Origin of the sequence: Saccharopolyspora erythraea (genome assembly GCF_018141105.1) — a bacterium.
GTDB lineage: Bacteria > Actinomycetota > Actinomycetes > Mycobacteriales > Pseudonocardiaceae > Saccharopolyspora_D > Saccharopolyspora_D erythraea_A.
Map to the genome: position 1 here is coordinate 4,437,270 of NZ_CP054839.1, position 20,845 is coordinate 4,458,114.

Here is a 20,845-nt window from a genome sequence, read left to right on the forward strand (position 1 = left end):
CCTGGGCGGGTGGAGCGGATCGTGCTGCACGTGGACCTCGACCAGTTCATCGTGGCGGTCGAGCTGCTTCGGCGCCCCGAGCTGCGCGGGCGTCCGGTCCTGGTCGGTGGCGTCGGCGATCCCACGCGGCGCGGGGTGGTGGCGGGCGCGTCCTACGAGGCGCGCGAGCACGGCGTCCGCTCCGGCACGCCGTTGCGCACGGCGGCCGCGCGGTGCCCGGACGCGGTCTTCCTGCCGCTCGACCGCGACGCCTACCTCGCGGTGTCGGCCGAGTTCGTCGACGTGCTCCGCACCGGCGGCGGGATCGTCGAGGAGGCGGGCTGGGACGAGGCGTTCATGCTGCTGGACACCGACGACGCGCGGCAGAGCGCGCTGCTGGTGCAGGCCGCGGTGCGGGAGCGGACGGGCCTGGCGTGCTCGGTCGGCATCGGGGACAACAAGCTGCGCGCCAAGCTGGCCTCCGGCTTCGCCAAGCCGGCCGGTGTTTTCCGGCTCGACACCCACAACTGGTGGGAGGTCGTGGGCGAACGTCCGCCGGAGGCGCTGTGGGGCATCGGCAAGAAGACCGCGGCGTACCTGTCCGAGTTCGGCATCTCGACCGTGCGCGAACTGGCCGGCGCCGACCCCGCGGCGCTGGCCGCGCGGTTCGGCCCCAACACCGGTCCCTGGCTGGTCGCGCTCGCCCGCGGCTACGACCCCACGCCGGTGACCGACGAGCCGTACCTGGCCCGTTCGCACGGCAGGGAAGAGACCTTCGAACGAAACCTCGTGGACCCCGGCGAGGTGCGAGCGAACATCACCAGGCTCGCCCACCGCGTCGCGGCCGACCTCGCCGCCGGTGAGGAGCTCGCGCGCCGCGTGGTGGTCAAGGTGCGCCACGCTCCGTTCAGCACGCACACCCATGGCCGGGGCCTGGAATTCCCGACGCGGGAACCCGAGGCGATCGAAGCCGCGGCGCTGCTCGCGCTGTCGGCGTTCGACCTGGACCGCCCGATCCGGCTGCTCGGCGTCCGCGCCGAGATCCGGTGACCGCCCGCACCGGTTGGGGCCTGCGATGCGCCCGATACATTCGGCGGTGAGCCGACCGAGGAGGGGTGTTCGCATGAATCTGCCCGATCTGCCCGACGTCCACGAGCTGGCCCGGCAGGACACAGAGGACGGTGTGCAGCAGCAGATCGTCGGGGCGATCGTCGACCACGGAGGTGAGATCCTGCTGCTGCGGCGCCTGCCCGCCGACTTCCGGGGCGGGGCCTGGGAGTTCCCGTCGGGCAAGGTCGAGCCGGGCGAGGACCTGATCACCGCGCTGCACCGGGAGGTGGCCGAGGAGACCGCGCTGACGATCTCGAAGATCACCGGCTACCTCGGCGCCTTCGACTACACCTCCCGAACCGGCAGGCACAACCGCCAGCACACCTGGTCGGTCACCGTCGACGGCACCGACGACGTGCGCCTCACCGAGCACGACGCCTACACCTGGGTGCGCGCCGACCAGGATCACCCGGTCAGCGACAACCTGAAGAAGCTGATCAGCGCCCACTTCGGCTGAGGCCGGATCCGCCGGCGTCTGCTCGCGCTGCCCGGTCCGCGAAAGAAGAACGGGGCCCGCGCGCTTGTGGCGCGCGGGCCCCGTCCGCGGTTCCCCGCCGGATCGGCGGGAGATCAGGAGCGGATCATCTTGCGCAGCACGTACTGCAGGATGCCGCCGTTGCGGTAGTAGTCGGCCTCACCGGGGGTGTCGATGCGCACCTTGGCGTCGAACTCCACAGTGGAACCGTCGGCCTTGCGGGCGGTGACCTTCACCGTCTCCGGGGTCTCACCGTCGTTGAGCTCGGTGATACCGGAGAAGTCGTAGGTCTCGGTGCCGTCCAGCCCCAGCGACTTCGCCGAGGAGCCCTCGGGGAACTGCAGCGGGATGACGCCCATGCCGATGAGGTTCGAGCGGTGGATGCGCTCGAAGGACTCGGCGATGACGGCGCGCACGCCCAGCAGCCGGGTGCCCTTGGCCGCCCAGTCGCGGGAGGAGCCGGAGCCGTACTCCTTGCCGCCCAGCACCACCAGCGGGGTGCCCTGCGCGGCGTAGTTCTGCGCGGCGTCGTAGATGAACGACTGCGGGCCGCCCTCCTGGGTGAAGTCGCGGGTGTAGCCGCCCTGCACGTCGTCCAGCAGGAGGTTGCGCAGCCGGATGTTGGCGAAGGTGCCCCGGATCATCACCTCGTGGTTGCCGCGGCGGGAACCGTAGGAGTTGAAGTCCTTGCGCTCGATGCCGTGCTCGCTGAGGTACTTGCCCGCGGGCGAGTCCGGCTTGATCGCACCGGCAGGGGAGATGTGGTCGGTGGTGACCGAGTCGCCCAGCAGCGCCAGCACCCGCGCGCCGGCGATCTCCTCGACCGGCGCCGGCTCCATGCCCATGCCCTCGAAGTACGGGGGCTTGCGCACGTAGGTGGAGTCCGCGTCCCAGTCGAAGGTCTCGCCCTCGGGGGTGGGCAGCGAACGCCAGCGCTCGTCGCCCTTGAACACGTCGGAGTAGTCCTTGGTGAACATCTCCTGCGTGATCGCCGAGTCGATGGTCTGCTGGACCTCCTGCGGCGACGGCCAGAGGTCGCGCAGGAACACCGGGTTGCCCTCGGTGTCGTCGCCCAGCGGGTCGTTTTCGAAGTCGAAGTCCATCGTGCCCGCGAGGGCGTAGGCGATGACCAGCGGCGGCGAGGCCAGGTAGTTCATCTTGACGTCGGGGTTGATCCGGCCCTCGAAGTTCCGGTTGCCCGACAGCACCGAGGTCACCGACAGGTCGTTCTCCTGCACCGCGGCCGAGATCTCCTCCGGCAGCGGACCGGAGTTGCCGATGCAGGTGGTGCAGCCGTAGCCGACCAGGTGGAAGCCCAGCTTCTCCAGGTACGGCCAGAGACCGGCCTTCTCGTAGTAGTCGGTGACGACCTGCGAACCCGGGGCCATCGAGGTCTTCACCCAGGGCTTGCGGGTCAGGCCCTTGTCGACGGCGTTGCGGGCCAGCAGCGCCGCACCCAGCATCACCGACGGGTTGGAGGTGTTGGTGCAGGAGGTGATCGAGGCGATCACCACGGCGCCGTGGTCGAGCTCGAACTCGCCGTACTCCTCGGACTTCACCAGGATCGGGTTCGACGGGCGGCCGTTGGAGCCGTTGGCCGCCGAGTGCACGAGCGGCTTGTCGCCCTCGCCGTGGTGGGTGACCGACGGGGCGTCGCTGGCCGGGAACGACTCGCGGCCGGCCTCGTCGAGCGCCGCGTCGTCAGCGGTGCCGGTGTCGGTGACGTAGTCGGTCAGCGACTTGCGGAACGACGGCTTGGCCGCCGAGACCGCGATGCGGTCCTGCGGGCGCTTCGGGCCGGCGATGGACGGGACCACGGTGGACAGGTCCAGTTCCAGGTACTCGGAGTAGTCCGGCTCGACGCTCGGGTCGTGCCAGAGGCCCTGCTCCTTGGCGTAGGCCTCGACGAGGTCGACCTGGGCCTGGTCGCGGCCGGTCAGCTTGAGGTAGCGGATCGTCTCGTCGTCGATCGGGAAGATCGCGCAGGTCGAGCCGAACTCCGGGCTCATGTTGCCGATCGTGGCGCGGTTGGCCAGCGGCACCGAGGCCACTCCCGAGCCGTAGAACTCGACGAACTTGCCGACCACGCCGTGCTTGCGCAGCATCTCGGTGATGGTGAGCACGACGTCGGTGGCGGTGGCGCCCGCCGGGATCTCCCCGGTGAGCTTGAAGCCGACCACCCGCGGGATCAGCATCGACACCGGCTGGCCCAGCATCGCGGCCTCGGCCTCGATGCCGCCGACGCCCCAGCCCAGCACGCCCAGGCCGTTGACCATGGTGGTGTGCGAGTCGGTGCCCACGCAGCTGTCGGGGTAGGCCTGGCCGTTGCGGGACATCACGGTGCGGGCCAGGTGCTCGATGTTGACCTGGTGCACGATGCCGGTGCCGGGCGGGACGACCTTGAACTCGTCGAAGGCGCCCTGGCCCCAGCGCAGGAACTGGTAGCGCTCCTTGTTGCGGCCGTACTCGAACTCGACGTTGCGCTCGAAGGCGTCGGGCTTGCCGAACACGTCGATGATCACCGAGTGGTCGATGACCAGCTCGGCGGGGGCCAGCGGGTTGACCTTGGAGGTGTCACCGCCGAGATCGGCCACGGCCTCGCGCATGGTGGCCAGGTCGACCACGCAGGGGACTCCGGTGAAGTCCTGCATGATGACCCGCGCGGGCGTGAACTGGATCTCGGTCGAGGGCTCGGCCTTGGCTTCCCAGCCGGCCAGGGCGCGCACGTGCTCGGCGGTGATGTTGGCACCGTCCTCGGTGCGCAACAGGTTCTCCAGCAGGATCTTGAGGCTGTAGGGCAGGCGCTGCGCCCCGTCGACCGCGTTGAGCCGGAACACCTCGTAGGAGGCGTCACCGACCTTCAGCGTGCCGCGGGCGCCGAAGCTGTCCTTGCTCGCAGGTGCAGTCACGTTCAACTCCATCTCGCGACGGGCGCAAGTTCGGGAACGACAGCGAGTCTCGCGCACGTCGGCCGAGCATGCGCGTGGACCCGGTGTCTCGTCACTAACAGTACGCTTGTCCTGTATTTGCCCTCAAGGCAGGGGGCACAAAGTTGGATCACATCTTCTCCACCAGGCAAGATATGCCGAATTTCCTGGAGATGAAGCGCGGAAGCGGATCACTTCGTGCAAGGTGTCGATCTTTGCCCTGACCTGGCTCGCGCTCGGTGGCGCCGGTGAAGGCCGGAAACCGGCTCGGAATTGGTCAGGCCAACATGCTTCCATGTCGACCGTGCGCAGCCTCCTCCAGCATCCCCGCTCCGGTGCCCTCGCCGTCGCGGTCGCCTCCGCTTTCTGCTTCGGCGGTTCCGGTCCGTTCGCCAAGCCGCTGATCAACGCCGGCATCCCGCCGCTGCAGGTCGCCTGGCTGCGGCTGGCGGGCGGCGCGCTGCTGATGCTTCCGTTCGCGGTCCGCCACGCCGCGGTGGTCCGCCGCGAGCCGAAGCTGCTGCTCGGCTACGGCGTCTTCGCCGTCGCGGGCGTGCAGGCCTGCTACTTCGCCGCGATCGCCCGCATCCCGGTCAGCGTGGCGCTGCTGATCGAGTTCCTCGGGCCGGTGCTGGTGCTGGGCTGGATCAGGTTCGTCCAGCGGCGGCCGGTGAGCCGGTCGGCCGCCGTCGGCGTGGTCGTCGCGCTGGCCGGGCTGGCGTGCGTGGTGGAGGTCTGGTCCGGCCTGACCTTCGACCCGCTCGGCCTGCTGCTGGGGCTGGCCGCGGCTGCCTGCCAGGCCGCATACTTCGTGCTCTCCGACAGCCGTGCCGAGGCCGATCCCAGGGCGCTGACCTCCTACGGCCTGCTCGTCGGCGCGCTGGTGGTGGCCGTCATCGCGCGGCCGTGGGAGATCGAGTGGTCGCGGCTGGCAGGCCAGGTCCAGCTCGCCGGGTACGCGGTTCCCGCGCTGGTCTGCGCCGCGTGGGTGGTGCTGGTGGGCACCGTGCTGGCCTACCTGACCGGCATCGTCGCGGTGCGGCGGCTGTCGGCGCCGGTGGCGGGCGCGGTGGCGTTCCTGGAGCCGGTGGTGGCCACCGTGCTCGCGTGGTCGCTGCTGGCCGAACACCTCGGCCCGGTGCAGTTGGTGGGTGGCGCGCTGATCCTCGCCGGCGCGTTCATCGCCCAGCGCACCGCACCGGACAAGCCGGGCGAGCGGGAGCTGCTCGGCGTGTGAGGGCCGCTCAGGCGGCGACGCGGCGGAACGCGGACTTGGCCAGGCTGATGACCAGGGTCTCGATCAGCGCGATGGCCACACCGGTCAGAACGGTCGTCAGGAAGCTCATGGTGCTCGTTCTCTTCGCTCGGGAACCAACCTTGCACCGTCGACGGTGAACGGACGAGGTGAGCCGATGGTGGGCGCAACGTGACGGGCAGGTAAAACGCCTGCTAACAGTCGTCTCCGGCAGGCGGTACGCCCGTGTCACCGGCCGGTTGCGGACCCCTTGCCACCGTTCTGGAGCTGCCAGATCCAGACCGCTACCGTCGTCACCGCCGCGGCGGTGAGCGCGGCCAGCCACTGGTGGGCCAGCAGCGGGCTGCTGCCGAAGAACTGGCTCACACCCGGCACCTGCACGACCGCGGCGAGCACGACCATCGACGCCGCGCCTGCCAGCAGCACCAGCGGTGTCCTGCCGCGCATGGCCATGGTCTGGCCGAGCTGGGCCGACACCAGGGCCACCAGCCCCGCGGTCCGGGCCTGCCCCGCGGTGCCCAGCGGCCGCGTGAGGATCCACGCACCCGCGGCGGCACCGGCGGTGGCAACCGCGCGGACGTAGACGTCGCGGTTCAGCGCGGCGCCCAGCGACACCTCCGGCCCCTCCGACAGCAGCTGCTCGGGCGTGGCGCCCGGCGGCGGGCGGACGGCGATGGCCAGGGCGGGCAGCACGTCGGTGAGCAGGTTGACCACCAGCAGCTGGCGGGTGTTGGGCGCGGCGGCGGTGCCCAGCAGCCCGGCCCCGAGGGTGAAGCCGATCTCGCCCAGGTTGCCGCCCAGCAGGATCGACAGCGCGTCGTGCACGGAGGCCCACATCCCGCGGCCCTCGACGATCGCGTCGGTGATCGTCTCGATCCGGTCGTCGGCGATGACCAGGTCGGCGGCCTCCCTGGCGGCGGGCGTGGCGCGCGAGCCGAGGGCGATGCCGACCTGGGCGAGCTTGATCGCCGGGACGTCGTTGGCGCCGTCCCCGGTCATCGCCACCACGCGGCCGCCCTGGCGCAGGCTGCGCACGATGCGGGCCTTCTGCGCCGGGCTGACCCGGGCGAACACCGCGATCTTGGGCAGGTTGGAGGTCAGGTCGTCGTCGTCCATCGCCTCGAGTTCGGCGCCGTTGACCACGCGCCTGCCCCGCAGCATGTCCAGCTCGACCGCGATCGCCTCCGCGGTGCTGGGGTGGTCGCCGGTGATCATGATGACGTCGACGCCGGCGCGGGAGAGCCTGCCGACCGCTTCGGCGGCGGTGGGGTGCACCGGGTCGGCCAGCGCGAGCAGGCCGTAGAAGTCCAGGTCCGCGACGTCGTCGTCGTCCAGCTCGGGCCTGGTGCTCGCGGAGCGTTCGGCGACCGCCAGCACCCGGTAGCCGAGCTGGGCGAGCCGCTCGACCTCGTCTTCGATCTCCACCCGCGCGTCGCGGTCGAACGGCCGCTCCCCGTCCTGTCCCCGCCACCGGACGCAGCGGTCGAGCACGACCTCCGGGGCGCCCTTGACGCTGACGCGGTGGCCTTCGGGGCCGGCGGCGCGCACCGCGTGGTAGCCGCGCGAGGGCTCGAACGGCAGGTCGGCCAGCACCTTGAAACCGTTGGCGATGCCGATCCCGGCACGCTGCGCGCCGTCGACGACGGCCTGGTCGGTGGGGTGCGCCAGCGGCCGGTCGTCCTCCTGCTCCGGGCTGGCGTGCACGGCGGTGGTGATGACCTGGCGCAGCCACGGGTCGAGGTGCTCGACGGCGCGGCTGGAGCGGCCGTCGGAGACCTCCCGCAGGCTGATCCGGCCCTGGGTGAGGGTTCCCGTCTTGTCGAAGCAGAGCGCGTCGACCCGGCCCAGCGCCTCGATCGTCTTCGGGCTGCGCACGAGGACGCCGCGGCCGGCCAGCCGCCGGGCCGCCGCGGTCTCGGCGACGGTGGCCACGAACGGCAGGCCTTCCGGTACTGCGGCCACGGCCAGCCCCACGGCGCGGCTGATGGCCTGGCCCGCCGGGTTGCCCCGCACCATGTCGGCCACCGCCAGCGCCACGCCGGCACCCGTCGAGATCGGGATCGTGCGTTTGGCCAGCGCGCTCAGCCTCGCCTCGACGCCACCGGTGCCGGAGGCGGCGCCGCCGTCCTCCTGGGCGGTGGTGCTGCCGAGCTCGGTGTGGGAGCCGGTCGCGACCACGACGGCCGTTGCGCGGCCGCTGGCCACCACTGTGCCCTGGTAGAGCATGGAGGTGCGGTCGGCGATCATCGCCGCGCCGGTGGCCTGCGGGGACTTGGCGACCAGCTGCGACTCGCCGGTGAGGCTGGACTCGTCGAGCTCGACGCCCTCGGCCTCCAGCACCCGGCAGTCGGCGGGCACACCGTCACCGGCGTGCAGCTCGACGATGTCACCGGGCACGAGCTGGTCGGCGGGCACGGTCTGGGTGGTGCCGTCGCGCCGCAACCGCGCGGGCAGCTGCCCGGCCGAGAGCAGCTTGGACAGCTCGCGGTTGGTGCTGACCCGCTGCACGCCGTCGACCACCGCGCTGGCGCCGAGCACGAACATGATCATGCCGGCGTCGAGGAACGAGCCGAGCCCCGCCGAGACCGCCGCACCCACACCGAGCACCGCGGTCATCGGGTTGATCAGTCCTTCGACGGTCGCGGTCGCGACCCCCACCTCGGTGTGGTCGGCCTGCACCGGTTGCTTGCGGCGGGCCGCCTCCGGCTCGTCGAGCCCGCGGGGCGAAGTGCCCAGCAGCGCGAGCACCGCCTGCACGGGCAGGGCGTGCCAGGGCGTGCGCGCCCGCGCGGACGGCGGGGGCAGGTGCGTGACCTGGATGCCCGTCCACGTCCCGGTTCCCAGGGCGCACAGCGTGGCCGCCTGCACGGGCATCGACGCCCGGGAAGGGGCGGTCGCGGCGGGGCCGAGTGCACCGAACGCGGCTCCCGCGCAGGATCCGGCCACCGACAGCGCGGCGCTGTAGTTGCTCGCGCGGCGGGCGTAGGGCACCGCGGCCAGCAGGGTGTGCGCTTCGGCCGAGTTGACGCAGGAGACGTGCGCGCCCCAGGGCACCCTGCCCTCGGCGTCGGGCAGCCCGATGCCGACGTCGGAGGCGAGCAGCGCCGAATGCGCCCGAGCGGAGACCACCGCGACGGCGCGCCCGTCGGCCTGGAGGTCGCGCACCGACTGCGCCAGTCGGTTGCCGCCCGCCACGATCTGGTCGGCTTCGAGCCGCTCCCCGAGCCTGCCGCCGATGCCGGCGACGGCCACGGTGCCGACCCCGCGCGCCGCGTCGAGGAGCGCCTCGGCCAGCGGGTCGAGCTCCGGGGCGACGCTTGCGATGGCGACCGGTTCGGAGTTGTGCAGGAGCACCACGATGGTGCCGCCGCGGCGGTTCTCCTCGCGGGCGGCGTCGCGGACGTGCGACGGCAGCGCTGCTCTGCAGTCGGCCAGCGGCATCGTCGACCAGGCGCCGCTTTGCTTGCGTTCGCGGGGGTCGGCGGTGTCGATGAGTTCGTTGGCGCGTTCGACGAACGTGGTGATGTCGGCGTCGGGGTCGACGCCGAGCACGGTGTCGACGACGTCGCGTCCGGTGCGCAGCACCGCCGCGTCGAAGACCACCGCGTCGACCCGGTCCAGCCGGCGCAGCGCGTCGGGGTCGAGCACGAGGTTTCCCCGGTGCGACAGGGCGCTCGCGATCTGCGCGGCGAACGCCTCGCGCCCGGCCGAGCCCGCGCGGGGCACGCCCGCGGTGAGGGTGGCCAACGCGCGCTGGGGGAGCCGGGAGATCGCGAGCACCGCTCCGAAGCCGCCGAGGGCGAGCGCACCGGAGCTGTTGGCGACGCGTTCCACCGCGCCGTCGGGCAGCGGTACCGGACGCGGTGCGACCTCGACCGGTGCGCTGCGGTGCGCACCCGCGGCGGCGTTCTGCTCCCAGCGCCGCCACGCCTCGCGGCGGGCCAGGTACTCGCGCGCGGTGCACACCCGCTCGCAGGTGTCGGTGAACAGGCTGAGCGGCCGCTGGGCCAGCGCCTGCGCGGTGATGCCCGCCGCGGTCAGGGAGGTGTCCAGGAACGTGCGGCCGACTGCCTTCTCCGCCGTCGAACGCATCCACGGCACGCTGCCGACGAGTGAGAAGGTGACCGGTACCAGCGACGGCAGGGCGCGCACGGGCAGCGCGGAGGTGGCCATGGCGTAACCGAGCCCCGCGACGCCGAGGCCGGCAGCGCCGACCTCGCGCAGCAGGAGCCCGGCGTCACCGGGGTGTTTGACGCCGTGGGCCGGGCGGCCGTCGAGGTCGTGGCGCTGTTCGAAGTCGGTGATGGCGTCGGCGAGCTCGTGCGGGGTGACCACTTCGGGGTCGTAGGTGATCGCGATGCGACCCAGCACCCCGTTGACTTCGGCGGAACGGACGCCGGGCATGCCCTGCAGCAGTTCTTCCAGCTTTCCCGCGAGCGCGTCGGTGCCAGGACGGTGCAGACCCCTGACATCCAGGTGCGTGCGGTCCTCCGCGGCGAACATGCGTCGCCGGGAAGGCGAGGCGACCACGGTGCGGACGGCGTCCAACACCGGGCACGCGAGTTGTGAAGCTGCTGAGAACAGGCGGCCAAGCGCCATGTATCACACTCCTGCCGAGTTCGCGGTGCATCGCAGGTTTCACCGACGGAGAGCGGTCATAGGGAGCCGCGGGAGCCCCTACTTCGACGCGGACCTGCCGCGTTGCACCAGCGCGGTGCCGGCACCGACGGCAAGCGCAACCGGCCACTCGATCACCGACAGCGCGGCGCCGAGGCCGAGCGCGCCGTAGAAGGCGGCCTGGCCGGGGGACGGCAGCTTCGAACGCACCGTGCTGGCGGCGGAGCTGACGTCCTGCCGGGTCGGCATGTGCACGTCCGGGGTGTGGAAGCGCGCGGTGACGAACGGCAGGTTGACGGTCGCGCCGTGCGCCGTGCTGCTGCCGCCGCCGGCGCGCGCGGTGCTCGTCTGTGCCGAACTGGTCTGGGCGGTGCTCGTCCGCGCAGCGCTGGACCGCGCCGAAGTGGACCGCGCGGAGGTCGAGCGCGTCGAACGCGTGGATCCTCCGGTGCGGGATCGCGTGGACGTGGACTTGGCGCGCGTGCTGGTGGAACGGCGCGCGCTGCTCCCGCCCGAGGTGCTGGTCTGACCCGTGGCGGACTTCCTGGCGGCGCTCGAGCGCGAGGTCGACTGACTGGTGCCGCTGCTACTGCTACTGCTGGTGCTGCCCCGGGACTGCCCGGACTTCCTGGCGGTCGAACCGCCGCGCCGCGTGCTGGACTGCCTGGTTTGCCTGGAGCTGGTCGTGGTAGCCATCAGGACCCCCTTCGCAGGTACTCGTAATGCCAAGCCTACGAGAGGGTGAACGGATGATGAACCGTTCGGAGCAATGTTCTCCTGAACGTGGAGGGCTCCAGACGTGTTCGGTCATGCGGCGCTGGCGTCGCGTTCCAATGCGTTGCGGTAGCGGCGGGCGACGAGTTCGACGACGCGGGGATGCGCGCCGATCGGTTCGGCGACACCCGCGACCGGCAGCTCCGCGAGCGTCCGGTGGAATAGACCCGGCGCCAGCAGGTACGGCGCGACGAACGTGCGCGCGCCATCGCCGCACAGCTCGGCGGTCAGCGGGCGCGCCGTGGTGACGTAGCTGGGTCGCAGCCGCTGACCGCACCGGCGGCCGAGCAGCTGCGCGGCGGTGCGCACGTCGTCGAGTGCACGTGCGTCGGAGGAACCCGCGGCGGAGAACAGCACGCGGTCGCCGCGCCGCCATCCGGCGTCCCGGAGCCGGTCGAGCATCGCCTCGGCGAGTTCCGGTGCGGGCCCCAACGGAGGGCAGACGGCCACCTCGGCATCGGGTCCGAGCTGCTCGGGCAGGTCGGTGCGGACGTGGTACCCGGCTGCCAGGAACGCAGGCAGCACGACGGCCGGGCCGCCGACGGCGCGCAGTGCCTCGCCCACTGTCGGTCCGATGACGTCGACGTAGGCCACGTGCACCGGTACGTCGAGGACCTCGCGCGCTGCCTGCGCGATGCGGTCGATTTCGCGGGGACCGCAAGGGTTCCTGGTGCCGTGGGCCACCAGCAGCAGCGGTGTGTTCACGGTCGCGGTCGGGCGCATGGTGCTTGGTCCTCCGTCGGCTCCAGCGGAATCCGGTATCCGCGCTTGATCACGGTCTGCACGAGCTCGGGCGCGCCGAGCGAGGCGCGCAACCGGGCGATGGCCTGTTCGACGGCGTGCTCGTCGAGCGCGCGTTGCGCGGGCTGGCCCGCGTTGAGGGTTCCGGCCAGGTCGCGGCGCGCGATGACCCGGCCGGGCTGCTCCATCAGAGCGCGCAGCAGTGTTTTCGCGCTGGGGGAGAGCGGTTTGAGCTGGCCGTCGACCACCGCCGCGTGGCCTCGCAGCTGCAACCGGCGCCCGGCGACGGGCAGCACACGCGCCCGTGCGGGCAACGACTCGCACAGCGCGCGCACCAGTCCGCCGAGGCGGTAGCGCTCCGGCATCACCACGGCGATGCGGTGCTCGGCCAGCGGCGCGGCGGTCGCCGGTCCCACGCACGCCGCGAGCACCGGTCCGCGCAACGCCGACACGAGGCGGTCCAGGCGGCCTCGTTCGCCCGCGAGCGCCAGCAGATTGCCCGCCGCGGGCGCGCTGGTGAAGGTGACCGCGTCGAGCTCGTGCGCGCATGCGGCGTCGAGCAGGTTCTCCAGACCGGTCACGTCGGTCGGCGCCGACCACCGGTAGACCGGCAGCTCCACGACGTGCGCGCCCGCCGCGCGCAGCGCCGCGGTGAACTCCGGCAGCGGTCTGCCGTGCAGCTGCACCGCGACGCGCCGTCCGGCCAGCGGCTCGGAGAGCAGCATCTCGAGCACCCCCGCGGAGGACTCCGACTCCGGTGACCAGGGGTCGGGCAGACCCGCCGCGCGCATCGCGCCCCTGGCCTTCGGCCCGCGCGCCAGCATCCGCGCGCCGTGCAGCGCGCTCCGCAGGTCTTCGCCGACGCCCCAGCCCTCGGCGGCCTCGGCCCAGCCGCGGAAGCCGATGCCCGTCGTGGCGACCACCACGTCGGGTGGTGCCTGGATGCACTCCTCGGTCGCGCGCCGCAGCTCGGTGTCGTCGGCCAGCGGCACGATGCGCAGCGCGGGGCCGTGCAGCACCCGCGCTCCGCGGCGTTCGAGGAGGGTGCCGAGCTCGTCGGCGCGGCGGGCCGAGGTCACCCCGACGGTGAACCCGGCCAGTTCGAGCGAGGCGGTCACGGAAGCCCGATCTCCACCACGTCGTCCTTGCGGCGCACCGCGAACGTCGGCAGCCGCGTGCCGGGGTCGTCCAGGCACTCGCCGGTCCGCAGCGAGAACACCTGCTTGAGCATCGGGGAGGCGACGGTGGGCTCGCCCTCGCGGTCGCCGACGATGCCGCGGCTGATGACGCCCGCACCGCAGTACGGGTCGACGTTGCCGACGGCGAACAGCTCGCCGTCACCGGTGCGGAACAACGCGACCGGGTGCTCACCCAGCAGCGCGGGCACCCCGTACTCGGGGCTCAGCGACTCGTACGCGCAGATCTGCTGCCACTTCACGCTCGGACCTCCTGTCGGATCGACGGCATGGGGAGGGAGACCGGGCGGATCTGCCCGCGCTCCTCGGTGAAGCTGATGGTCGGGTCGGGTGCGTCCGGGGCGTTGACGAACGACACGAACCGCGCGAGCTTGTGCGGGTCGCGCAGCACGCCGGCCCACTCGTCGCTGTAGTTGCCGACGTGTGCGGCCATCGCCGCCTCCAGGTCGGCGGCGATGCCCAGCGAGTCCTCGACCACGACCTCGCGCACGTGCTCCAGCCCGCCTTCGAGCGACTCGATCCAGGCCGAGGTGCGCTGCAGGCGGTCGGCGGTGCGCACGTAGAACATGAGGAACCGGTCGATGAGCCGCACCAGGCCGTCGTCGTCGAGGTCGGCGGCCAGCAGCTCGGCGTGGCGCGGGGTGAACCCGCCGTTGCCGCCGACGTAGAGGTTCCAGCCCTTGTCGGTGGCGATCACGCCGAAGTCCTTCGAGCGGGCCTCGGCGCACTCCCGCGCGCAACCCGACACCCCGGACTTGAGCTTGTGCGGCGAGCGCAGGCCCCGGTAGCGCAGCTCCAGCCGGATGGCCATGGCCACCGAGTCCTGCACGCCGTAGCGGCACCAGTCGTTGCCGACGCAGGACTTCACGGTGCGCAGCGCCTTGCCGTAGGCGTGGCCGGACTCGAAACCGGCGTCGACCAGCCGCCGCCAGATCTCGGGCAGCTGCTCCACCCGCGCGCCGAACATGTCGATGCGCTGACCGCCGGTGATCTTGGTGTAGAGGCCGAAGTCCCTGGCGACCTCGCCGATCGTGATGAGCTTGTCCGGGGTGATCTCGCCGCCGGGGATCCTGGGCACCACCGAGTACGTGCCGTTGCGCTGGAGGTTGGCCAGGAACCGGTCGTTGGTGTCCTGCAGGCCGGCGTGCTCGCCGTCGAGGACGTGGCCGCGGCCGAGGCTGGCCAGGATCGAGGCCACGGCCGGCTTGCAGATGTCGCACCCGCGTCCGCTGCCGTGCCTGCCGATCAGCTCCGAGAAGGTCTGGATGCCGGTGGCGTGCACGATCTCGAACAGCTCCGAGCGGGACTGCGGGAAGTGCTCGCACAGCGCGTTGGAGGTGCTGACGCCGCATTCGGAGAGCAGGTTCTTCAGCATCGGCACGCACGAGCCGCAGCTGGTGCCCGCCTTGGTGCAGCCCTTGACGGCGGCGACGTCGGTGAGCTCCTGCTCGGTGATGGCGGTGGTGATGTCCTGTTTGGACACGTTGTTGCAGGAGCAGACGATCGCATCGCCCGGCAGCGCGCCGGCGTCGACGCCGCTGCCCGCGGGCAGCAGGAGCTGCTCGGGCGGCGCGGGCAGCTCGCGCCCGACCAGCGGCCGCAGCACCGAGTAGGCGCCGGCGTCGCCGACGAGCACCCCGCCGAGCAGCACCTGCGCGTCGTCGCTGAGCACGAGCTTGGCGTAGGTGCCCGCCGCGTTGTTGGCGTAGACGACCTCCAGCGCGCCCCCGGTCGTGCCGTGGGCGTCGCCGAAGCTGGCCACGTCGACGCCGAGCAGCTTGAGCTTGGTGGACATGTCGGCACCCGGGAAGCCGTCACCGGCGGCGTCCACGAGCTGTCCGGCGACCACTTCGGCCATCGTGTAACCGGGCGCGACCAGCCCGTAGCAGCGTCCCTCGACCGCGGCGCACTCGCCGACGGCGTAGATGTGCTCGTCGCTGGTGCGGCACCGGTCGTCGACCAGGATCCCGCCGCGCTCGGCCCGCTCCAGCCCGGCCGGTTCGGCGAGCTCGTCGCGCGGCCGCACGCCGGCGGAGAACACCACCACGTCGGTGTCGATGGTGGTGCCGTCGGCCAGCGTCACGCCGCGCACCCGGCCCTGCTCGTCGGCGTCGACGGACTGCGTCGCGGCGCCGCAGTGCACGGTGAGCCCGAGGTCGCCGACCAGGCGCGACAGCACCTGCCCGCCGCCCTCGTCGACCTGCAACGGCATCAGCCGCGGTGCCATCTCGACCACGTGCGGGTGCATCCCGAGCAGCCGCAGCGCGTTGGCCGCCTCCAGCCCGAGCAGACCGCCGCCGATCACCACGCCGGGCTTGCCCTCGGTCGCGGCGTCGCGGATCTCGTCCAGGTCGTCCAGTGTCCGGTAGACGAAGCAGCCGTCGAGGTCGTGGCCGGGCACCGGCGGGACGAACGGGCGCGATCCGGTGGCCAGCACCAGCGCGTCGTAGCCGAGCACCGCGCCGTCGGTCGTGGACACCGTCCTGGCGTGCCGGTCGACGGACGCCGCGCCGGTGTCCAGCCGCAGGTCGACCAGCGGGTCGTCGAGGAACTCGTGGGTGACCAGGCTCAGGTCCTCGGCGCTCTTGCCGTCCAGGTAGGACGACAGCGCGACGCGGTCGTAGGCCGGGCGCGACTCCTCGCCGAGCACGACGATCCGCCAGGTCCCGGCCGCGTCGCGAGCCCGGACCTCCTCCACGAGGCGGTGACCGACCATGCCGTGGCCGACGACGATCAGGGTGCGGGTCATGCGGCGCCCTCCTGTTGTTCTTCGGTGCGGGTGCGTAGTGAGCCGCAGATGCGGCGGACGTCGTCGGCGCAGCCACCGCAGCCGGTGGTCGCGCGAGTGGCCTGGGCGATGTCGGCCACGCTGCGCGCTCCGCCCTGCCATGCGGTGGTCAGCGCCTTCTTCGTGACGTTGTTGCAGCGGCAGACCACGGCGTCGTCGGGCAGCTCGACCGGGGTCGTGCGGGTGGCCGCCGCCGTGCCGAGCAGCAGACCGAGCCGGTCCGACGGGACCGGCAGGTCGCCGTCGTGCAGCTGGGTCACCGAGGCGATCGCCTGCGGGAAGCCGAACAGGACCGCGCCCGCGACGCGTTCGTCGGCCAGCGCGATCCGCGCGTAGCGGCCGCGCGCCGGGTCGGACAGCGTGACGACTTCGGCGTCGAGGCTGGCCAGCGCTTCGCGGGAACCGATCGAGACCAGGTCGATGCCGCGGGCCTTCAGCCGTGTGACGGTCTTGGTGCCGCGGTACCGGCTGCGCGCACCGGTCAGCCGCTGAGCCAGCGCCTCGGCCTGCTCCCAGGCGGAGGCGACGAGCCCGGACACCGTTCCGCCGTGTTCGGCGCAGTCGCCGATGGCGTGGACGTTCGGGTCGCTGGTGGCCATGCCGTCGTCGACCACGACGCCGTGCTCGACCCGCAGCCCGGCGCGCCGCGCGAGCCCGGTCTCGGGTTCGACACCTGCGCAGACCACGACCTCGTCGGCCGGCAGGACCTCGCCGTCGTCGAGGACGAGCTTGCCCGGCTGCCGTTCGACCGCCTTGCGCTCGAGCCGCGCCTCCACGCCGAGCGTGCCGAGCCGTTCGGCGAGCAGCTTGCCCGCGGTGGCGTCGAGCTGGCGGTCCATCGGATACCTGCCCGGGTGCACCAGGACGACCTCGGCACCACGACCGGCGAGCGCGCGCGCCGCCTCGACGCCGAGGATCCCGCCGCCCAGCACCGCGACCCGCCCGCGGGGGAGCTCGGCGCAGTCGGCGAGGGTGCGCAGGGTGCGGACGTTCCCGCAGTCGCGCAGCCCGGGGACGTCGGGTAGGCGCGGGCGCGCCCCGGTGGCCAGGACCAGCTCGTCGTAGTGGTGGGGACCGTCGGTGTCGGTGTGCACCTCGCGTCCGGCGCGGTCGATGCCGGTGGCGCTCACCCCGAGCCGGACGTCGGCGTCGAGCGGGGGCAGCGCGATGCCGTCGGCGGTGAGCGAGCCGTCGAGCACCGAGCCGAGCAGCACGCGGTTGTAGGCGGCGTGGCCCTCCGCGCCGAGCACGGTGATCGGCCCGCTGTGACCGTGGTGGCGCATCCGCTCGGTGAAGCGGTGCGCGGCGGGGCCGTTGCCGACGACGACGATGCGGCTCATCGGGTCACCTCCGGCTGGATGCGCACGGCGCTGACCTTGAACTCGGGCATCCGGCTGCGCGGGTCGAGCGCGTCGCCGGTGATGAGGTTGGCCCGCGCCTGGTCGGGGAAGTGGAAGGGCAGGAAAACCGTGTCGGTGCGCATGGTTCCGACCAGGCGGACGCGCGCCACGGTGTGCCCGCGAGCCGAGCTGACGCGGGCGAGACCGCCGTCGCTGAGCCCGGCCCGGTCGGCGGTGTCGGGGTGGATCTCCACGAACGACTCCGGTGCCGCGGCGTTGAGGTCGGGGACCCGGCGGGTCTGCGCGCCGGACTGGTACTGGGCCAGGACTCGTCCCGTGGTGGCGCGCAGCGGGTAGTCCTCGCTCGGCGTCTCGGCGGGGTCGCGGTGGTCGACCGCGCCGAACCGCGCCCGGCCGTCGGGGTGCGCGAAGCCGTCGAGGAACAGCCGCGGGGTGCCCGGGTGCTCGGGGCCGGGGCACGGCCAGTGCAGGGCCTCGCCGTTGTCGAGGCGCTCGTAGCTGATGCCGGAGTAGTCGGCGCGGCCACCGCGCGAGGCGCGGCGCAGCTCGTCGAAGACCTCGCGCGGCGAGGTGGGGTAGCGGTGGCCGGGTTCACCGAGGCGGGTGGCCAGGCCGTGCAGCACCTCCAGGTCGCTGCGCGCATGCCTCGGGGGGACCTGCAGCCTGCGGCGGCGCAGGACGCGTCCCTCCAGGTTGGTCATGGTGCCGTCCTCCTCGGCCCACTGGGTCACCGGCAGCACCACGTCGGCCATCCGCGCGGTCTCCGACGGCACGAAGTCGGCCACCACCAGCAGGTCCAAAGAGGACAGCCGCTCGGTGATGTGGCCCGCGTTGGGTGCCGAGACCGCAGGGTTGGACCCGAACACCAGCAGCGCACGCGGACCGCCGTCGGTGCCGAGGGCGTCGAGCAGCTCGTACGCGCTGCGGCCGGGGCCCGGCAGCGACTCCGGCGGCACTCCCCAGACGCCGGCGACGTGCTCTCGCGCCGCCGGGTCGGTGATCATCCGGTAGCCGGGGAGCTGGTCGGCCTTCTGGCCATGCTCCCGGCCGCCCTGCCCGTTGCCCTGCCCGGTCAGGCAGCCGTAGCCGCTGCCCTCCGTCCCGGGCAGGCCCAGCGCCAGCGCGAGGTTGACGAAGCCCGCGACGGTGTCGACGCCCTTGCTGTGCTGCTCGGCGCCGCGACCGGTCAGCACGTAGGCGCGGCCGGCCTCCGCGAGCATGCGGACCGCGGTGCGCTGCGCGCTGACCGCGACACCGGTGACCCGCTCGACCCGCTCCGGCCACCATGCCAGCGCCCGCTGCCACGCGGCGTCGAAGCCGGTCGTGCGGGTGCGGACGTAGTCGGTGTCGATCCAGCCGTCGACGACCGCGACGTGCAGCAGCCCGAGCACCAGCGCCAGGTCGGTGCCGGGAGCGGGCTGCAGGTGCAGCGCGGCCTGTTCGGCGGTCGCGGTGGTGCGGGGGTCGATGACGACCAGCTCCGCCTGCCGCAGGTGCTGCATCAGCGGCGGCATGGTCTCGGCCGGGTTCGCCCCCGCCAGCAGCACCACGTCGGCCGAGGCCAGGTCGGTGACCGGGAACGGCAGCCCGCGGTCGAGGCCGAAGGCGGCCGTGCCCGCCGCGGCGGCCGACGACATGCAGAACCGGCCGTTGTAGTCGATCTGGCTGGTGCGCAGCGCGAGCCGGGCGAACTTGCCCAGCAGGTAGGCCTTCTCGTTGGTCAGTCCGCCACCGCCGAAGACGCCGACCGCGTCCGGTCCGTGCTCGTCCCGGATCCGCCGCAGCCCACCGGCGACCACGTCGAGCGCGGTGTCCCAGTCGACCGCGGTGAGGCTGCCGTCGGTGCCGCGCACCATCGGGTTGCGCAGCCGGTCGGGGGTGTCCAGCAGCGCCGGCGCGGTCCAGCCCTTCTGGCAAAGCCCGCCGTTGTTGACCGGGAAGTCCGACGGCCGCACGGTCACACCCGCGCGTTCGCGGGAGAGCCGGGTGCCGCATTGCAGGGCGCAGTACGGGCAGTGAGTCGCCACGGTGCGGAGCTCAGGCATCGGCGCCGACCTTGGCCGGGAGCCGGGTCGCCGACGCCTCCCGGGCGGCCGCGCCACGCAGGTACACCGCCCAGGTGACGACCACGCACGCCGCGTAGAAGGCGAGGAAGGTGAGCAGCGCGGCGTCCCCGCTCGCTGCGGCACCGCCGAAGGAGGCGCGGAAGGTGAGGTTGATGAACACCCCGCCGAGCGCGCCGACCGCGCCGGCGATGCCCATCACGGTCCCGGAGAACCTGCGGACCCAGGCGAAAGCCTCGACCGCGTCGCCGCCCTCGGTGATGGTCTGCTCGGCCTGCCGGGCGAACACCGCCGGGATCATCTTGTACACCGAGCCGTTGCCGATGCCGGTGAGCACGAACAGCACCACGAACGAACCCAGGTACAGCGGGAACGAGTCGACCGACGAGGCCACCAGCAGCATCCCGGTGCCCGCGGCCATGCCGATGAAGTTCCACAGCGTCACGCGCTCGCCGCCCCAGCGGTCCGACATCCAGCCGCCCACGGGCCGCGACAGCGAGCCGAGCAGCGGGCCGATGAAGGTGTAGGTCGCCGCCTGCAGCGGGGTGAAGTCGAACTGGTTCTGCAGTACCAGGCCGAACGCGAAGCCGTATCCGATGAACGAGCCGAACGTGCCGATGTAGAGGAACGAGATCCACCAGGTGTGCTTGTTGCCCGCGGCGGCGCGCAGCATTCCCGGTTCCCGGCGGACGGCGTCGACGTTGTCCATGCGCAGTGCGGCGAGCAGGGCCGCGACCACGATCAGCGGCAGGTACAGGCCGGCGATGTAGGCGGGGCTGGTGCTGCCGACCGTCGCGATCACGAGCAGTCCGACCACCTGGATCACCGCGACCCCGATGTTGCCGCCGCCTGCGTTGAGCCCCAGCGCCCAGCCCTGGTGGCGCTGCGGGAAGAAGGTCGTGATGTTGGTCATCGAGGACGCGAAGTTCCCGCCCCCGACGCCGGTCAGGGCGCCGATCACCAGGAACACCCACAGCGGCGTCCCGGGCTGCTGCACGAACCAGAACGTCAGTCCCGTCGGCACCAGCAGGATCGAGGTGGAGAAGATCGTCCAGTTCCGACCGCCGAAGCGGGTGATGCCCTGGCTGTAGGGGATCCGCAGCAGCGCGCCGACCGCCGCGGGCGTGGTCACCAGCAGGAACTTCTCGCTCGGCGAGAAGCCCAGGCCGATGGCCGGCGACATGAACAGCACCATGACCGACCAGATGCTCCAGACGGAGAATCCGATGTGCTCGGACAGGATGGACAGCCACAGGTTGCGGCGGGCCACGTACTTGCCCTCGCGCTCCCAGAACTCCTCGTTCTCGGGGTCCCAGCCCTCGATCCAGCGTCTGGAACCGGCTCCGGGGGAACGTGTCGTGCTCACCTGGCGTACCTCCTCGCGTCGTGCTGGGCCGACCTTAGGAACGGGGTGTTTCCAGGACCGGCCGCTCGCGTTACCGAGATGCAAAGCGGCCTTCACAAGATCGGCGACCGCCTGTGTGAGGCGTGCGACGCAGGTCACGCCCGCCGCGCCGGGCGACGGGTGTGGGACGGTGGAGGGGTGACAGGACGAGGTG

The 20,845-nt window shown here is 72.5% G+C and carries 15 protein-coding genes; 5 read left to right on the forward strand and 10 right to left on the reverse strand.

What is annotated here, in order from left to right; translation table 11 throughout:
- Nucleotides 1–9 precede the first annotated feature (9 nt).
- Nucleotides 10–1,029: a DNA polymerase IV gene (locus HUO13_RS19885; RefSeq protein WP_211896633.1), complete on the forward strand. Its 1,020-nt coding sequence runs from the start codon at nt 10–12 to the stop codon at nt 1,027–1,029.
- Between the two features lie 73 nt (nt 1,030–1,102).
- Nucleotides 1,103–1,546: an NUDIX hydrolase gene (locus HUO13_RS19890; RefSeq protein WP_211896634.1), complete on the forward strand. Its 444-nt coding sequence runs from the start codon at nt 1,103–1,105 to the stop codon at nt 1,544–1,546.
- A gap of 113 nt (nt 1,547–1,659) precedes the next feature.
- Here HUO13_RS19890 and HUO13_RS19895 read toward each other — a convergent pair whose 3' ends face one another.
- Nucleotides 1,660–4,473: an aconitate hydratase gene (locus HUO13_RS19895; protein WP_249123879.1), complete on the reverse strand. Its 2,814-nt coding sequence runs from the start codon at nt 4,471–4,473 to the stop codon at nt 1,660–1,662.
- Between the two features lie 313 nt (nt 4,474–4,786).
- On the opposite strand from HUO13_RS19895, the gene HUO13_RS19900 reads away from it, so the two are divergent.
- The gene (locus HUO13_RS19900) at nt 4,787–5,728 is read left to right on the forward strand and encodes an EamA family transporter (RefSeq protein WP_211896636.1); all 942 of its coding nucleotides are present in this window, start codon (nt 4,787–4,789) and stop codon (nt 5,726–5,728) included.
- A 246-nt stretch (nt 5,729–5,974) separates the two neighbouring features.
- Here the strand turns inward: HUO13_RS19900 and HUO13_RS19905 are convergent, their stop codons facing one another.
- Together HUO13_RS19905 and HUO13_RS19910 are read right to left on the reverse strand one after the other, a co-directional pair.
- The gene (locus HUO13_RS19905; RefSeq protein ID WP_211896637.1) at nt 5,975–10,345 is read right to left on the reverse strand and encodes a cation-translocating P-type ATPase; all 4,371 of its coding nucleotides are present in this window, start codon (nt 10,343–10,345) and stop codon (nt 5,975–5,977) included.
- 78 nt (nt 10,346–10,423) lie between these two features.
- Nucleotides 10,424–10,612, reverse strand: a complete 189-nt coding sequence (locus HUO13_RS19910; protein WP_211896638.1) for a hypothetical protein — start codon at nt 10,610–10,612, stop codon at nt 10,424–10,426.
- A gap of 28 nt (nt 10,613–10,640) precedes the next feature.
- Between HUO13_RS19910 and HUO13_RS37555 the strand changes: the two genes are divergently transcribed.
- Together HUO13_RS37555 and HUO13_RS37560 are read left to right on the forward strand one after the other, a co-directional pair.
- Nucleotides 10,641–10,892 carry a hypothetical protein gene (locus HUO13_RS37555; RefSeq protein WP_249123880.1) on the forward strand — a complete coding sequence of 84 codons (252 nt, stop codon included), beginning with the start codon at nt 10,641–10,643 and terminating at the stop codon, nt 10,890–10,892.
- Between the two features lie 48 nt (nt 10,893–10,940).
- Nucleotides 10,941–11,108 carry a hypothetical protein gene (locus tag HUO13_RS37560; protein WP_249123881.1) on the forward strand — a complete coding sequence of 56 codons (168 nt, stop codon included), beginning with the start codon at nt 10,941–10,943 and terminating at the stop codon, nt 11,106–11,108.
- Nucleotides 11,109–11,170: 62 nt separating this feature from the next.
- Here HUO13_RS37560 and HUO13_RS19920 read toward each other — a convergent pair whose 3' ends face one another.
- Genes HUO13_RS19920 through HUO13_RS19950 form a run of 7 tightly spaced genes read right to left on the reverse strand, consistent with a single transcriptional unit; the run spans nt 11,171 to nt 20,652 of the window.
- Nucleotides 11,171–11,860: a sirohydrochlorin chelatase gene (locus tag HUO13_RS19920; RefSeq protein WP_211896639.1), complete on the reverse strand. Its 690-nt coding sequence runs from the start codon at nt 11,858–11,860 to the stop codon at nt 11,171–11,173.
- Nucleotides 11,839–12,996, reverse strand: coding sequence for a uroporphyrinogen-III synthase (locus HUO13_RS19925; protein ID WP_211896640.1), 1,158 nt, complete (start codon nt 12,994–12,996; stop codon nt 11,839–11,841). The genes HUO13_RS19920 and HUO13_RS19925 overlap by 22 nt, the downstream gene beginning before the upstream one ends.
- Complete coding sequence (nirD, locus tag HUO13_RS19930) at nt 12,993–13,316, reverse strand: nitrite reductase small subunit NirD (protein WP_211896641.1); 324 nt, start codon at nt 13,314–13,316, stop codon at nt 12,993–12,995. Before nirD ends, HUO13_RS19925 begins: the two co-directional genes overlap by 4 nt.
- Nucleotides 13,313–15,823 (reverse strand): nitrite reductase large subunit NirB, encoded by a 2,511-nt coding sequence (nirB, locus tag HUO13_RS19935; protein ID WP_211896642.1) that lies wholly within the window; start codon nt 15,821–15,823, stop codon nt 13,313–13,315. The genes nirD and nirB overlap by 4 nt, the downstream gene beginning before the upstream one ends.
- On the reverse strand, nt 15,820–17,202 hold the full coding sequence (locus HUO13_RS19940; protein ID WP_211896643.1) for an FAD-dependent oxidoreductase: 1,383 nt from the start codon (nt 17,200–17,202) through the stop codon (nt 15,820–15,822). The genes nirB and HUO13_RS19940 overlap by 4 nt, the downstream gene beginning before the upstream one ends.
- Complete coding sequence (locus tag HUO13_RS19945) at nt 17,199–19,268, reverse strand: molybdopterin oxidoreductase family protein (RefSeq protein WP_211896644.1); 2,070 nt, start codon at nt 19,266–19,268, stop codon at nt 17,199–17,201. Before HUO13_RS19945 ends, HUO13_RS19940 begins: the two co-directional genes overlap by 4 nt.
- On the reverse strand, nt 19,261–20,652 hold the full coding sequence (locus HUO13_RS19950) for a nitrate/nitrite transporter (RefSeq protein WP_211896645.1): 1,392 nt from the start codon (nt 20,650–20,652) through the stop codon (nt 19,261–19,263). The genes HUO13_RS19945 and HUO13_RS19950 overlap by 8 nt, the downstream gene beginning before the upstream one ends.
- Between the last annotated feature and the right edge of the window lie 193 nt (nt 20,653–20,845).